Origin of the sequence: Borreliella garinii (genome assembly GCF_001922545.1) — a bacterium.
Classification (GTDB): domain Bacteria; phylum Spirochaetota; class Spirochaetia; order Borreliales; family Borreliaceae; genus Borreliella; species Borreliella garinii.
On record NZ_CP018744.1, the window covers coordinates 748299 to 763953 of the forward strand.

General features: G+C 30.1%; 13 protein-coding genes. 9 read left to right on the forward strand and 4 right to left on the reverse strand.

What is annotated here, in order from left to right; genetic code table 11:
- Nucleotides 1–21: 21 nt before the first annotated feature.
- A complete protein-coding gene (locus BLA33_RS03525) occupies nucleotides 22–1155 on the reverse strand; it encodes an LIC_12708 family protein (RefSeq protein WP_004791595.1) in 1134 nt (377 codons plus the stop codon).
- A 65-nt stretch (nucleotides 1156–1220) separates the two neighbouring features.
- Between BLA33_RS03525 and secA the strand changes: the two genes are divergently transcribed.
- A complete protein-coding gene (gene secA / locus BLA33_RS03530; RefSeq protein ID WP_029346625.1) occupies nucleotides 1221–3920 on the forward strand; it encodes a preprotein translocase subunit SecA in 2700 nt (899 codons plus the stop codon).
- A gap of 14 nt (nucleotides 3921–3934) precedes the next feature.
- Nucleotides 3935–4546: a superoxide dismutase gene (locus BLA33_RS03535; protein WP_004793865.1), complete on the forward strand. Its 612-nt coding sequence runs from the start codon at nucleotides 3935–3937 to the stop codon at nucleotides 4544–4546.
- 67 nt (nucleotides 4547–4613) lie between these two features.
- Here the strand turns inward: BLA33_RS03535 and nagB are convergent, their stop codons facing one another.
- Together nagB and nagA are read right to left on the reverse strand one after the other, a co-directional pair.
- Nucleotides 4614–5420: a glucosamine-6-phosphate deaminase gene (gene nagB / locus BLA33_RS03540; RefSeq protein WP_029346624.1), complete on the reverse strand. Its 807-nt coding sequence runs from the start codon at nucleotides 5418–5420 to the stop codon at nucleotides 4614–4616.
- Nucleotides 5421–5446: 26 nt separating this feature from the next.
- Nucleotides 5447–6652 carry an N-acetylglucosamine-6-phosphate deacetylase gene (gene nagA, locus BLA33_RS03545; protein WP_075226497.1) on the reverse strand — a complete coding sequence of 402 codons (1206 nt, stop codon included), beginning with the start codon at nucleotides 6650–6652 and terminating at the stop codon, nucleotides 5447–5449.
- Nucleotides 6653–6820: 168 nt separating this feature from the next.
- On the opposite strand from nagA, the gene fliD reads away from it, so the two are divergent.
- From fliD to BLA33_RS03570, 5 genes are all read left to right on the forward strand, one after another.
- Complete coding sequence (fliD, locus tag BLA33_RS03550) at nucleotides 6821–8818, forward strand: flagellar filament capping protein FliD (protein ID WP_075226499.1); 1998 nt, start codon at nucleotides 6821–6823, stop codon at nucleotides 8816–8818.
- A gap of 126 nt (nucleotides 8819–8944) precedes the next feature.
- A complete protein-coding gene (flaB, locus tag BLA33_RS03555; RefSeq protein ID WP_014653396.1) occupies nucleotides 8945–9955 on the forward strand; it encodes a flagellin FlaB in 1011 nt (336 codons plus the stop codon).
- A gap of 151 nt (nucleotides 9956–10106) precedes the next feature.
- Nucleotides 10107–11225 (forward strand): glycine betaine/L-proline ABC transporter ATP-binding protein, encoded by a 1119-nt coding sequence (locus tag BLA33_RS03560; protein WP_029346623.1) that lies wholly within the window; start codon nucleotides 10107–10109, stop codon nucleotides 11223–11225.
- Nucleotides 11226–11231: 6 nt separating this feature from the next.
- Nucleotides 11232–12131, forward strand: coding sequence for an ABC transporter permease (locus BLA33_RS03565; RefSeq protein ID WP_029346622.1), 900 nt, complete (start codon nucleotides 11232–11234; stop codon nucleotides 12129–12131).
- A gap of 14 nt (nucleotides 12132–12145) precedes the next feature.
- On the forward strand, nucleotides 12146–13030 hold the full coding sequence (locus BLA33_RS03570) for a glycine betaine ABC transporter substrate-binding protein (protein WP_032989166.1): 885 nt from the start codon (nucleotides 12146–12148) through the stop codon (nucleotides 13028–13030).
- Here the strand turns inward: BLA33_RS03570 and yidD are convergent.
- Entirely contained in the window at nucleotides 13019–13309 is a 291-nt protein-coding gene (gene yidD / locus BLA33_RS03575; RefSeq protein WP_029346620.1) for a membrane protein insertion efficiency factor YidD, read from the reverse strand. The two genes, BLA33_RS03570 and yidD, sit on opposite strands and share 12 nt — an antisense overlap.
- A gap of 188 nt (nucleotides 13310–13497) precedes the next feature.
- Between yidD and BLA33_RS03580 the strand changes: the two genes are divergently transcribed.
- Together BLA33_RS03580 and BLA33_RS03585 are read left to right on the forward strand one after the other, a co-directional pair.
- Nucleotides 13498–14673 carry a TolC family protein gene (locus BLA33_RS03580; protein ID WP_029346618.1) on the forward strand — a complete coding sequence of 392 codons (1176 nt, stop codon included), beginning with the start codon at nucleotides 13498–13500 and terminating at the stop codon, nucleotides 14671–14673.
- An 11-nt stretch (nucleotides 14674–14684) separates the two neighbouring features.
- Nucleotides 14685–15638 carry an efflux RND transporter periplasmic adaptor subunit gene (locus BLA33_RS03585; RefSeq protein ID WP_075226501.1) on the forward strand — a complete coding sequence of 318 codons (954 nt, stop codon included), beginning with the start codon at nucleotides 14685–14687 and terminating at the stop codon, nucleotides 15636–15638.
- Nucleotides 15639–15655: the final 17 nt, after the last annotated feature.

Genomic DNA, 15655 nt, shown 5'->3' on the forward strand with positions numbered 1-15655 from the left:
AATTTAACCTTTTTATAATTATTATTTTAATAATGTATTTAAATTCCACCAGTAAACACTAACACCAGTTTTCCCGCCGTAAAGTATGCTAAGTATTCCATCTTTAGATAAACTTTCAGAGAGAAATATTAAATTTGGAGGCTCAATTAAAGCTATTTGATCTTTAATTGAGCCTTTATTGTCTAATTTCCATATTAAATTGTTAGATAAATTTTTCATGTTAGTAGATGCTATTATTTTATCTTTTTGTATTTTTATAATATTTATAAAGCTTTCCTGTTTATCATCTAGTAAGTTCTTAGGAAGAGCAATTTTACTTATTACTTCAAATTCTTTGTTTTTTTTAAAACTCATTTTATAGATATATTGATCCTTAATTTTAATTCCAAGATCGTTTATATTTTCATTGTCGCCAATGTTTTCATAGTAGGTGATTTTTACATAAAGAGTTTTTTTGTTAACTTCAAAAAAAACCTTGTCTATTGAGATATTATATTTTTTCTTTTGATTGTCTATTGTTTTTAGTAGGTTTTCATTGACGTAAATTTTATAAAGCGGAGAAAATTCTTTATTATAAGAATATATTATATAGCCTTCGCTATATATTGATATTATTGCAATGTTGCCATTTTCATCAACGTTAACATCGTAAATTTGTGGGAATGGTGTTCCATTTAAACCTTCTTGACCCAAAATTTCTACAGACGAGTTTTTGTTTAGTATTAGTATTCTCATGAAGTATGCAATATTTTCTTTTTGATTAAATTTTGATTTTTTATTATTTAGTTTGTCTGCAACAAGAATAAAATCTTTTAGCGGATATATTGCTTCAATTCCTTCAAAATCTATTTTTTTTATTTTTAAATCGGGATTTGTTTTAAATATTCCATTTTGATAAGTTTGTATTAGTTTTCCGTATGAGTTAAAAATCATTAATTTATTTGTTTTTATTTCTGCAATGTAAACTAGTCCATTATACGTTTTGATATCAAATCTTGAATTTGTAAATTTGTTATCCAGTGGCATTATTGCACCAGGAAGTGTTCCAAATGGTATTTTAAACTGCTCTTCTCCTAGTTCGTTTAAAGTTTTAGTATTACATGATATAATTGTAAAAAGTAAGCTTAATGTAAGAGCTTTATAGTATTTTTTCATTTTATATTATCATTTAAAATGAAAAATGATTTTAAGTCAATTCTACAGGAGCATTAATATCTATCATGTTAAAAGCAGTACTTGAGACAACCATTGGCTCAAAAAGCAAAAGGGATTTAAAAGATTATCTTCCAACTTTAAGAAATATTAATAAGCTTGAGCGTTGGGCATTATTGTTAGCGGATGAAGATTTTTCAAAAGAGACTCAAAAGCTTAAAGATGAATTAAAATCGGGTAATTCTTTAGAGAATATTTTAGAGCGAGCTTTTACCCTATCTAGAGAAGCTGCTAGAAGGCGTCTTAAAGAAAGGCCTTATGATGTGCAAATCATTGCTGGGCTTGCTCTTCACGAAGGTAAAATAATAGAGATGAAAACAGGGGAAGGGAAAACTCTTTCGTCAGTTCAAGCAGCTTATTTAAATAGTTTGACAGGAGATGGGGTTATTATTGTTACTGTTAATGACTATCTTGCGGAACGTGATTCTAATTGGATGAAGCCAGTTTTTGATCTTTTAGGTGTTACTGTGGGAGTTGTTCTATCTAATATGGATTATGAGCTAAGAAAAGATCAATATGCCAAAGATATTACTTATGTTACAAATAATGAACTTGGATTTGATTACTTAAGAGATAATATGCGTTATGACTTAAATGAAAAATCTTTAAGAAAGTTTAATTATTGCATTATTGATGAGATCGATTCTATTTTGATCGATGAGGCAAGAACCCCTCTTATTATTTCGGGGCCTACTGAGGGCAATACTAATGCTTATCTTGAGGTTAATTCTCTTGTGTCGTTTTTAAAAGAGTGCTCTAAAGATCCCAAATCAGGCGATTATCCTTTAGAAATAGACGATCTTGATGGTGATTATACTATTGATGAAAAAGCCAAAAGAATTTCTTTTACTGCTAAAGGACTTAATAATCTTGAGCAGCTTTTAATTTCTAAGGGCATTATTAGCGGTTCTCTGTATACTGATTCAAATTTTAATTATGTTCATTATATGACTCAAGCTTTGAAAGCACATTTGCTTTTTTTAAAAAATAGAGAATATATTGTCGGTGATTCTGGAGTTGAGATTGTAGATGAATTTACTGGTCGAGTTTTAACAGGACGAAGATATTCCGATGGGCTTCATCAAGCCATTGAGGCTAAAGAAGGGGTTAGGGTTGCTAATGAAAATAAGACTATGGCAACCATTACTTTTCAAAATCTTTTTAGAATGTTTAATAAAATTTCTGGTATGACGGGTACAGCTGATACAGAAGCCAAGGAATTTCATAAGATATATAATCTTGATGTAGTTGTGGTTCCAACAAATAGATTGTTAGCGCGAATAGATGAAGATGATACTATTTATTATACGGAAGAATTTAAGTTTAATGCTATTACAGATGAGGTTTATAAAACCTACAAGAAGGGGCAGCCAGTTTTAGTAGGAACTGTTTCTATTGAAAAATCTGAGATTTTATCAGCTATGTTTAAAAATAGAGGTATTAAGCATGAAGTTCTTAATGCAAAAAATCATTCTCGAGAAGCATTTATTATTGCTGAGGCTGGAGCGAAACATGCGGTTACAATAGCAACAAATATGGCTGGTCGTGGTACGGATATTAAACTTGGAGGCAATATTGAACACAGGGTTAGGAAAAAAATTGGAACTAATGTAAGTCTTGAAGAATTTCAAGAAGCTGTTAAAAATGAAAGAGAAAATTACTTAAAAGACTATAATGAGGTTAAAAGTCTTGGTGGGCTTTATGTTATTGGTAGTGAACGTCACGAATCAAGGCGAATAGACAATCAGCTTCGTGGGCGTAGCGGTAGACAAGGTGATCCTGGGCGCTCAAGATTTTATGTATCGCTTGAAGACGATTTAATGCGTCTTTTTGCTGGAGACAACCTAAGGTCATTAATGGGTAAGCTTGGAATGGCAACTGGAGAACCTATTACACATTCTCTTTTAACCAAATCTTTGATTAATGCCCAAAAAAGAGTAGAAGACAGAAATTTTGAAATTAGAAAGCATTTATTAGAATACGACGATGTTATTACAAAGCAGAGAGATTTTATCTATGCTCAGAGAAATTCTATCCTTGAAGATACAGCTATTAAGGATCGTATTCTTATTGCTTTAGAAGAATATCTTAGTTTTTTGCTTGAGGGGACAAAAGGCGGCTCAGTTTCAAGTGTTTTTTTAAATGAAATAAATTTAATTTTTGCCTATATGCTTGAGAGTCTTGGCTCTATTGAAAATATTAATTCTCTTGATTTAAAGGATAAGCTAATGCAAATAGCAAGGGCAAATTTAGATGAAAAGGAAAATTTGATCGGAAGAGATCTTTTTAATGGATTTTTAAGATATGAATATTTGAAAAATATTGATTTTAAATTTCAAGAGCATCTTGCAAATTTAGACTCTTTAAGAGAGGCTGTTTATCTAAGGTCTTATGCTAATAAAAATCCAATTACAGAGTATAAAGAAGAGGGGTTTTTAATATTTAGCGAGCTTATTAAAGACATTAAAGTTTCTACCATAAGGCGTGTTCTTCAGTTGAAATTGGATAGCAATTCTTCCGATTTTAAGTCAGCAAAGAAGTTTAAAAATGTTAATTCAATTCATAAAGAACTTTCAGAAATTCTTATTAACGAAAATAAAAGTGTTTCTAATGTTCAAGTGGTTAGAAGTTCTCCTAAAATAGGCAGAAATGAGCCTTGTTATTGTGGAAGTGGGAAGAAATATAAAAATTGTCATGGCAAAAGTTAGAATAGGAGGTTTTTATGTTTAAACTGCCAGAACTTGGTTATAATTACGATGCTGTTGAGCCTTATATTGATGCTAAAACCATGGAAATTCATCATAGCAAACATCATAATGGTTTTGTAATGAATTTGAATTCTATTTTTGAAAAAATGGGAAAAAGTCATTTAAAAGACGTGTCAAGCATATTAAAAAATATTCATGATTTTCCAGATGAATTTCAAACTCCAATAAGAAATAATGCTGGGGGCTATTCGAACCATACTTTATATTTTAGAAGTTTGAAACCAGGAAACAAGAGCAATCTTTTAGAAAAGTTTGAAAATGATGTTAATACAGCTTTTGGAAGCCTGGATGTTCTTAAGGCTAGCTTGAAAGATACCGCAATGAAAATTTTTGGAAGTGGTTGGGCATGGTTAGTATTGTGTCCTGATAGTGGGCTTAAAGTGATTTCAATGCCCAATCAGGACAGTCCTTTAATGAAGTCTTATAAGCCGATTTTAGGTATCGATGTTTGGGAACATGCCTATTATCTTAAATATCAAAATAGAAGAATTGAATATGTTGATGCATTTTTAAAGGCTTTAAATTGGGAAGAAGTTTCAAAAATTTACAATGAAGCCAACAATTAGCTTTTCTTTTATAAAGATAAAATTTTTAATTTTAGAGTCAGTATTTTATTCGAAAATGTTAAGTGATTTATTTTAAATCATTATTAAAGTTTTCTCTTTCTAGGTCGTTAAAGTATTCTACCGTTCCTACTTTTAATTCATAAGTTGCCTTTTTGTCAGACACTATGATTGCATTTTTATGTAATTGAAGCGCGCTAATTGTCCACATATGATTAATACCTTTTTCAATAGCATGCTTTAATGCTCTTGCTTTATTGTGTCCATTTACTATTATTAAAATTTCTTGTGAATCCATAATTGTTCCAACCCCAACAGTTAGAGCACTTTTAGGAACTTTGTTCACATTGCCTTCAAAAAATCTTGAATTAGCAATGATTGTATCTTGAGTTAAAGTTTTAATTCTTGTTCTTGATGTCAAGGAGGAGCCTGGTTCGTTAAAAGCGATGTGTCCATCAGGCCCTATCCCACCCACAAAAAGCATGATTCCTCCAAAAGATTTGATTTTTTTTTCATACTCTTCACATTCTTTTTTAAGATTTAAAGCATTTCCATTTAGTATGTTTATGTTTTCTTTTTTAATATCAATGTGAGAAAAAAAATTTTTCCACATAAACGAATGGTAGCTTTCAGGATGATTTTTTTCAATTCCTATGTATTCATCCATGTTAAAGGTTATGACATTTTGAAATGAAATTTTTTCATCTTTATTTAATTTAATTAAATTCTTGTACATGCCGATTGGAGAACTGCCTGTTGGAAGTCCAAGGATAAATGGCTTTTCTCTTGTTGGAGAAAATTCTTTAATTTTTTGTGCTACGTGATTGGCTGCCCACTTTGATATGTCTTCATAAGTAGGTCTGATTATTAATCTCATTGCGATCTCCTTAAAATGGGTTAAAGTTAGAGATTGTTAAAAATTATTTTAGATTCTATCATTGTTAATTTTAAATTGAAATCCTTATCTAAGACATTAATGTTTGCATCATATCCATGGCATATTAATCCCTTTTTATCAATATTGAGAATTCTTGTTGGATTGTAAGAGCTTGCTTGAATAGCATCACTTAAACTGTAGCCGAATTCTACTAAATTTTTAAGACCTTGTATCATTGTAAGTGTTGATCCAGATATTGTATTGCTTTTTACACTGTGGAATAAGCCATCCTCTGCAATATAAACCTCATCTCCGTTTGCAATTAATTTTCCAGAAGTTTGAAAATTTGGAGTAAGTCCGTCCGTTACAAGGACTATTTTACTTATATCTTTAAGCTTTCTCATCATTAAAACTAATTTTGGGTGTATATGATGACCATCTGCAATAATTTCACAAGAAACATCACCATGTATTAATACTGCTCCTATTGCATTTGGATTTCTGTGGTCAAGTTTTGACATTGCGTTGAAAAAATGGGTTGTGTGAAGTATTCCAACTTGAAATCCTTCGATCATATTTTCATATGTTGCGTTTGTGTGTCCTGCTTGAAGGTTTATATTGTTTTCAAGGCAAAATATTGCAAGCTCTCTCATTCCTTTAAGCTCAGGAGCAACAGTCATTGTGCTTATATGTGTTTTTTTTTGGCCGTTTGATCCTGTAAATATTCCACCAGCTGCATCTATTAGTTTTTGCATAACTTTAATGCTCGGTTCGTGAAGATAAGAAACAGGGTGCGCGCCTCTTTTTTCAGGGGAGAAAAATGGCCCTTCAAGGTGAAGTCCTAAAATTTTAGCACCCTTTTCCTTGCCAATTGCTGCTGTACAAGCTTTTATTGTTTGAATCATTTCATCTATTGGTCTTGGATAAAGAGTTGGTAAAAATCCTACGACACCGTATTGTGCCAAATGCTCTGACATTTTAAGTATTGATTCTGTTGAGCACTGGTCTGTTCCATAACCGTGAAATCCATGAATATGGCTGTCGTAAAGTCCAGGAGTTATATAATTGCATTTCGTATCAATCATTTGATATTCTCTGAGATCCATTTTTTTAAGTCTGTCAGATGTTACAATATCAAAAATTTTATTATCCTTAATAAGGACTGCTGAATTATCTAGTTTGTCGTTTCCAGTTAAAACGGATTTTGAGTTGAATAAGCAAAAATTTGACATTTTCATGTTCCTTTTAGTTTATTTTACTATAAACATTAACCTTTTTTAAAGTTTTTGCTTTTTTATATTTTTTTATTTTAAAGCCCTTTAATGCTTAAAGTTTATGTTTTTAAATTTATTTTATTTTCAATTTTATTAATGATATAATGTGCTCTGGAGGATGTCATTATGGCATCAGGATTTTTTGTTCCTGGACTTGAGAGTAAATATAATACTAAAGAAATTCGTGAATCTATGCTTAAGCCCGATAAAGCCAAAATCGATTCTTCTTTTAAAAAGCTTGAATCTTTAGAACAAGAAAAAAGCGCTTGGCAGTTAATTAATAGAAAAATCTCTACTTTAAATTCTCTTGCAAAAGAAATTACGTCACTTAACAGTCCTTTTAATCTAATGTCAGGAAATTCTAGTAATAGCGAAGTTTTAACCTTGTCTACTCGGTATGGATCCAAAAATGAGACTCATAAATTAATTGTTGATCAAATAGCGTCAGCTGATGTGTTTTTATCTTCAAACTTTGATCCTAAAAAAGTTACAATTCCAGAGGGAGATTATATATTTTTAGTTGGGAAGAAGGAAATTAATGTAAAAAGTAATGGCAACATTGATTTGCTTGTGAAGGATATTAATAACAAGGGAAAGGGCTTTTTATCTGCAAAAATAGTCAAAAGTGATAAAAATGGGAATAGTCGTTTTATTTTGCAGTCCTTAAAGGAAGGCAAAGAGAATAAACTTGTTATTAAAGGGGAAGGATTGTCTTTTGCCAAGCAAATTGGCATTTTAAGTGAACTTAAAACCAATTTTAATCCTATTCTTTCAGATATTGTTGTAAATCAATCTAGTAGCAATAATAAACTTGTTTTTGAAAACAATAACCTTGTTTTCAATCCGCTTTCAGAGGTGTCGATTGAAATTCCTGAAGATATTGAAATTACATCTAGGAGTAAAATTAAATTTAAAGTCAAGTATTTTGATACAGGTTTAGAAGAGCCTGACAGTAAGATTATTTTTAATCCCGGAGAAGCTACATTTAAGGATGCAAAAGTTGACAGTGAAGATAGTGTAGTTGATCTTGGATCTGATTTAAAAACTCCTTTGGAAAAAAAATATATTCAAATGAATATGGTTAAAATATGCAATAAAGAGGGTTCTCTAGAGCTTCCTTCAATAAATATTTCAAATAATTTTGAAGAAGTTGAAGTTGATGTTGGAGCTCTTTCTAATTTAGAAGAAATAAATATTGAAAATAAAGCAAATAATAAAGTAATTGTGATTAGCGATGTCGAAGTTTTTGATCCCAAAAATAGAGATGGCCATTTGCCAATAAATGCTAAAAGTTTTGCCGAGAATGCAAAAATTAAATTTGATGGAGTAGATGTTGAGAGAGATTTAAATGTCATTAATGATTTAATTCCAAATGTGACATTAAGTTTAAAAAAAGCTTCAAGTGATATGGTTGAGGCTAAAGTTGAACCTGATTACGAGGGAATTAAGAGAGTCCTTTTAGATTTTATTGGTGCTTATAACGAGGTTCTTGCTGAGATTAATATTGTAAGTTCCAATGAAGATCAACTTGGTAATCAAAAGTCCAATATAGTTGAAGAGCTGACTTACCTTAGTGAGTCTCAAAAAGAAGAGGCTTATAAAAATTTAGGTATTCTAAGGTCTGAATTTTTATTGAAAAATCTTAAATCCAGGCTAGAATCAATAATTTTTAAGCCCTATGTTACTAGCGATCCTAATTTTTCAATAATTAATCAGATGGGAGTGTTTACTAACTCTATTTCTTCTTCTGGGGGACTTTCCAGATATTTGAGACTTGATGAGAAAAAGTTTGATGAATCAATTCGCAACAACATTGATAATGTTAGAGAACTTTTTTTATTTGACCTTAATGGCGATAGAGTCTATGATGATGGGATTGCCAAAATGCTAGGAGATTGTTTATCGCCTCTTGTGACTTCTGGAGGAGTTATTTATAATAAAATAAAAAATTACGATCTTAAAATTGTTAATCAAAAAAATAAAGTTGAAGATTATAAAAAAAAGTATGATGATAGAGAGAGAAAAGTAGAAGGCGAGCTTAATACCTTAGATTTTACCATTAAGCGAATGAAAGATCAGGAAAATACATTAAAGGCTTTTGATTTTAATCAAAGAAATAGATAATAACAATTATTTTTAATGCTATTGCTATCTGCGTTTCTTTTTTTTAATTTTTTGTGCTATTCTTTTTAACAGGTAAAAGGATTTGCCAAAAATAAATAATTAAACTTTATCATGGAGGAATGATATATGATTATAAATCATAATACATCAGCTATTAATGCTTCAAGAAATAATGGTATTAATGCTGCTAATCTTAGTAAAACTCAAGAGAAGCTTTCTAGTGGTTACAGAATTAATAGAGCTTCTGATGATGCTGCTGGTATGGGGGTTTCTGGGAAAATTAATGCTCAAATAAGAGGTTTATCACAAGCTTCTAGAAACACTTCAAAAGCTATCAATTTTATTCAGACAACAGAAGGAAATTTGAATGAAGTAGAAAAAGTTTTAGTAAGAATGAAAGAATTAGCAGTTCAATCAGGTAATGGTACATATTCAGACGCAGACAGAGGTTCTATACAAATTGAAATAGAGCAACTTACAGACGAAATTAATAGAATTGCTGATCAAGCTCAATATAACCAAATGCACATGTTATCAAACAAATCTGCTTCCCAAAATGTAAGAACAGCTGAAGAACTTGGAATGCAACCTGCAAAAATCAACACACCAGCGTCACTTTCAGGATCTCAAGCTTCTTGGACCTTAAGAGTTCATGTGGGAGCAAATCAAGATGAAGCGATTGCTGTAAATATTTATGCTGCTAATGTTGCAAATCTATTCTCTGGTGAAGGAGCTCAGGCTGCTCAGACTGCACCTGTTCAAGAAGGAGCTCAACAAGAAGGAGCTCAACAACCAGCACCTGCTACAGCGCCTTCTCAGGGTGGAGTTAATTCTCCTGTTAATGTTACAACCACAGTTGACGCTAATACATCTCTTGCTAAAATAGAAAATGCTATTAGAATGATAAGTGATCAAAGAGCAAATTTAGGTGCTTTCCAAAATAGACTTGAGTCTATAAAGGATAGTACTGAGTATGCTATTGAAAACCTAAAAGCATCTTATGCTCAAATAAAAGATGCTACAATGACAGATGAGGTTGTAGCAGCTACAACTAATAGTATTTTGACACAATCTGCAATGGCAATGATTGCGCAAGCTAATCAAGTTCCCCAATATGTTTTGTCATTGCTTAGATAAAATTTTGATTTAATTAGTAAAAATTATTAACAAAAGATCCTTTACAAGGATCTTTTGTTTTTTATTTCGGATCGGCAAAAATTTAATAATTTTAGTATAATTTATAATAATGTGTTATTAAGTATAATGCAGGCTTATTGAGGAGTTTGCTTTGAGTAGGGTTACTGTTAAAATTAAAGATTGTTATAAAGTATTTTCTTATTATGCTGGCAAAAAGCAGATAATTCAAGCTATAAAAGATTATGAAGATGGTAAAGATAGAATGCAAATTTACAAAGAATCTTCTATTTTTATTGCAAATGCCAATATTAATCTTGATGTTTATGAAAATGAAATTTTAGTTATTATGGGAATGTCAGGTTGTGGCAAGTCTACTTTAGTTAGGTGCTTAAATGGTATTTACAAAATAGATTCAGGATCTATTTTGGTAAATAACATGGAAATGAATGCTATAAATCGCAAAGATCTTTCTAATTTAAGAAAAGATAAATTTGCAATGGTTTTTCAAAACTTTGGACTTTTTCCTCATATGAATGTATTGAGAAACGTTACTTATGGCCTTGAGGTCAAGCATATCCCTAGGAAGATTAGAGAAGAACGTGCTATTGAGGTATTGAATCTTGTGGGACTTGAAGATTCAAAGTATAAATATATTAATGAACTTTCTGGAGGGATGAAACAAAGAGTCGGAATAGCAAGGGCATTAGTAGTTAATCCGGATATTCTCTTAATGGATGAAGCTTTTTCGGCGCTTGATCCTTTAATTAAAGGAGAAATGCAGGAAGAACTTTTAAGGTTAGTAGCTAAACTTAAAAAAACAGTTGTGTTTATTACCCACGATTTAATTGAAGCTTTTAAATTGGGACACAGAATTGCTTTCATGAGAGATGGAAAAATTATTCAAGTTGGCAAACCTTTGGAAATTTTAGCCAATCCTAGTACAGATTTTATATCTCATTTTATTAAAAATTTACCTGTTTTAAATATTTTAAAAATAAAAGATATTTTAAAAGATGATTTTGATTTAAACTCTAGTAGTGATAATGGTTTAAATGTTGTTATTAAATATCAAGGTGAAAATTTTAGTTTATATGATAAAGTTTTTAATAAAAAATATGAAAATCTTGTGTCATTAGATTTAGAGCTAAATGACGAGATAAAAAAAATTGTTGAATACTTGAATAAACAAGACTATTTAATAATAAAAGTAAAGGGAGCTATTGTCGGATATATTAATTTAAATGAAATTTCCGATTTATTGTCAAGATAGGAATTTATGAGTAAAGATTTTTTTATATTAAAAATAGATAATTTTTTTGATTTTTTGGTTAATAATTTTTCAACTTCTGATGGGGTAGGCTTTTCTAAAAGTATAATTCTTTTATATGAAAGTTTAAAAAATTTATTTCTTTTTGTTAATCCTATTGTTTTTATTTTGATTGCATGTTTACTAAGTTTTGTTTTCTTGAAGAAGAGATTAGTATTTTTAATTTTGCCCGGATTCTTTTTTATTTTGTATTTTGATCTTTGGAAAGCTTCAATGGATACAATAGCTATTATATTTGTTTCTGTATTTGTTTCTGTTATTTTGGGAATTCCTATAGGTATTTTGGGGGGATATTTTCCAAGATTTTATGTTTTTTTAAAACCTATTCTAGATTTAATGCAAGCTATGCCTCCGTTTATTTACTTGATTCCCGCCATACCTTTTTTTGGAATGGGTACAGCTTCTGCTATTTTTGCTACAATAATTTTTGCCATGCCTCCTGTTATTAGATATACAAGGCTAGGGATTGTTCAAGTTTCAGATGAAGTAATAGAAGCTGCCAAGTCTTTTGGCAGTAGCAATTTGCGCATTCTTTTGCAGGTTCAGCTTCCTCTTTCTCTTCAGAGTATAATCGAGGGCATTAATCAGTCAATAATGATGGCGATATCTATGATAGTAATTGCTGCAATGGTTGGATCGTCTGGTTTGGGCAGGACTGTAATTTATTCCATAGAAAGATTAAATTTTGGTGAGGGCTTAATATCTGGATTAGCAGTTGTTATTATAGCTATTATTTTAGACAGGGTTATGCAATCTATTTTTATTAAATTTAGCTATTTAAATACAGATCATTATGGTGGAAAGAAAGAAAATAGATTTAAAAGATTTTTAGAAATATATAATAAATAAATGGAGGATATTTGATGAATTTGATATATAAATTATTTATTGGATTTTGTATTTTTCTTATATTTTTGTCTTGTGATGAAAAAAATAGTTCAAAGAATTTGAAATCTGTAAAAATTGGATATGTGAATTGGGGTGGAGAAACAGCAGCTACAAATGTATTAAAGGTTGTTTTTGAGAAAATGGGTTACAATGCAGAAATATTTTCAGTTACTACATCCGTAATGTATCAATACTTAGCAACCAGAAAAGTAGATGGCACGGTATCTTCTTGGGTTCCTACAGCTGATAAATTTTATTACGAAAAACTGAAAACAAAATTTGTTGATCTTGGTGCAAACTATGAGGGAACTATTCAAGGGTTTGTGGTGCCAAGCTATGTTCCAATTTCTAGCATTAGTGAGCTTAAGGGAAAAGGGGATAAGTTTAAGAACAAAATGATTGGCATAGATGCTGGTGCGGGAACTCAGATTGTTACAGAACAAGCGCTTGATTATTATGGATTAAGCAAAGAGTATGAGCTAATACCTTCAAGTGAGAGCGTTATGCTTGCAAGTTTGGATTCTGCAATAAGGAGAAATGAGTGGGTTTTAGTTCCTTTATGGAAACCCCATTGGGCTTTTTCTAGGTATGATATTAAGTTACTTGATGATCCTGATTTAATTATGGGAGGAATTGAGAGTGTGCACACTCTTGTTAGACTTGGTCTTGAAAATGACGATCTTGATGCATATTATGTTTTTGATCATTTTTATTGGAATGATGATTTAATATTACCTTTGATGGATAGAAATGATAAAGAGCCAGGTAAAGAGTATCGAAATGCAGTTGAATTTGTTGAAAAGAATAAAGAAATTGTAAAGATGTGGGTTCCAGAAAAATATAAGACTTTATTTGATTAATCTTTTTTGAAATTCTTTTAAAGATGTTGAAATAGGATTGTATTTAGGAATAAAATCATTTCCCCCTTTGAATAATGCATTACATCTTATTATTCTTAGTGTCATTAATATTAGCGCTGTTAGAAAATTGTATGTTTTAAGGCATTCAATTGAATATTTTGAGCAAGTAGGTTTGTATATACATTGTAGTCCAAATACTTTAGAAAAAGTGTTTTGGTATATTCTTATTAAAAAAATAAGAATATAATTAAAGATAAAGAAAATTTTTAAAATATTCATATTTAGAATTGTATTATAATATAATGATTAATCAAGTGAATTAAAAATATTAATTAAGTTTTATAACTTTAAAGTTTTTATTTTTATTATAAAGGGGGCTTTAAATTAAAAAATTTTTTTTAATTTTTGCGACTGTCTCTTTTTCTTTTGCTGAAATTATTCAAATATCACCTAAACAAGCTGTAAATATGGCTTTAGAAAGTAGTTTGGATTCAGAAAATGCTCAATACAAGGAAAATATAAAAAAACTTTATAAAAATAATGCATGGAATGTTTTTATTCCAAATGTTAACCTTAGCTCTTCACTTAGTAGAAATTCTTCTGTTTTGAGTGAACTTGAGAGAGATTATTGGGGCTTGGGGTTTGGAGTTGCTATTAATCTTTCTTTGTCGCCTTCTGTTTTAAAGAAAATGGAACTTGTTATGTTGGAGTATGAAAATGCAAAAATAGAAAGGGAAAGCGCTGTTCGTAATATTAAGCTAAATGTTCTTAAGGCTTACAATCAGTTAATAGCTCTAAAGAGTATTTTGAAAGTTTTTGAGAGTCAGATACAAAACAGTAAGCTTAAATTTGAACAAGCTAAAATTGCTTATAATAATGGACTAATATCAGAAATAGATTTCCTTGATGCACAGCTTAAGTATAAAAAATCTCAGCCAGATTTAGATGGTCAGATTATTAATTTTGAAAAATCAAAAGAAATTTTTAAATTATTAATAGGATTAGATCCGGATCAAGATTTTGAAATTATTGGGGAATTGCCAGACGATACAATAGATTTCTCCTTATTTAATGAAGCTTTAAATTTTAATGAATCGCTAGAAATCAAGGAGTTGAATATGCGTTTAAAAATGACAGAACAGCTTATTGACTCTCTTTGGCTAGATACTTTTTTACCAAGTCTTTCGTTGTCATTTTCTTACTCTCCTTATAGATCATTTAATGAAAATTCTAAAGGTTTTTCAAGTGGATTTTCGGCATCCTTTAGCTTAAATTATGGTTTAACTGAAATATTTCCATTTTCAAAGAGTTTTACAAAAATACAAGATAATAACTATCAACTAAAAATATTGCAAAACAATATTGAAGGTAAAATTAGAAATTTAAAATCTAGTATTGTTCAAAAAAGAAAGGATATTAGAAAATATAAAACGATTCTTGATGCTTCTAAAATTAATGTAGAATTAGCTAGTAAAAATTATCAAATGGCATTTAATGCTTTTAATTCTGGAATCATAGATCTTTCTAAATTGAATGATATTGAGATTGCTTATAAGCAGAGTGATTTGAAGCTCATTGAAGATAAATTGAATTATTCCAATTCTATACTTGAATATAAGGATTTAGTAAATTCATTAGATTAAGAGGTATTTTTATGAATTTGATTTTTAATATTAACCTATTTTTTAAAAAATATTTTTTAGTCTTATTTTTAGTCTTAGTTTCTTGTGTAAGCAAGAACAAGCTAAATGATAAAAATATTAATGAGGAGAAAGAAAGTTCTTATAGATTTCCAGTAATTGCCATAAAAATCAAAAAGGGAACTTTGAGCGATTATTTGTCTTTAAATGGAGATATAGATACAAAAGTCAAGGCAGATATTTTTCCAGATGCTGCTGGTAAAATAACCTCTTTGAGAGTAAAGCTTGGAACTTATGTTAAAAAGGGGCAAGTAATTGCAACTCTTGATCCTTCAAGACCTGGTTCTGTATATTTAAATAGTCCAGTAAGAGCGCCAATCTCGGGATATATTTTAAATATTAGAAAAAAAATTGGCGAAACAGTTAATCCTCAATCCAGTATAGCGGTAGTAGGAAGGACGGATGCAAAGCAAATTTTAACTTATGTGTCTGAGAAATATATTTCAAATATTAAAGTTGGAAATGATGCTATTATTGAGGTTGGAGCTTATCCTAATGAAAAGTTTAAAGCTAAAGTTTCAGAGATATCTCCTGTTTTAGATTCTAAAAGCCGCACTATTGAGGTATATCTTACGCCTATTGGTAGTAATTTAGATAAACTGATTATTGGTATGTTTTCTAAAATTAAACTTATTACTAAACGCTTTAGAGATGTAATTAAGATTCCAAGAGAAGCTGTTGTTGAGCGAGAGGGTAAGCAATTTGTATTTAAGCTTGATTTAGAGGGCAAAAGCGTTCAAATGTTACCCGTTACAGTACTTTTTGAAATAGATGGCATTGTAGCTCTTTCGGGTGAGGTTGAAGAGAATGATTTAATTGTAGTAGAAGGCATGTCTACTCTTTCTAATGGAACCCTAATAAATTTAGTAGATACAAAAGAAAGTCTTTCAGCTGAAAGCAATATTTAATTTATTGGGAGATGTGT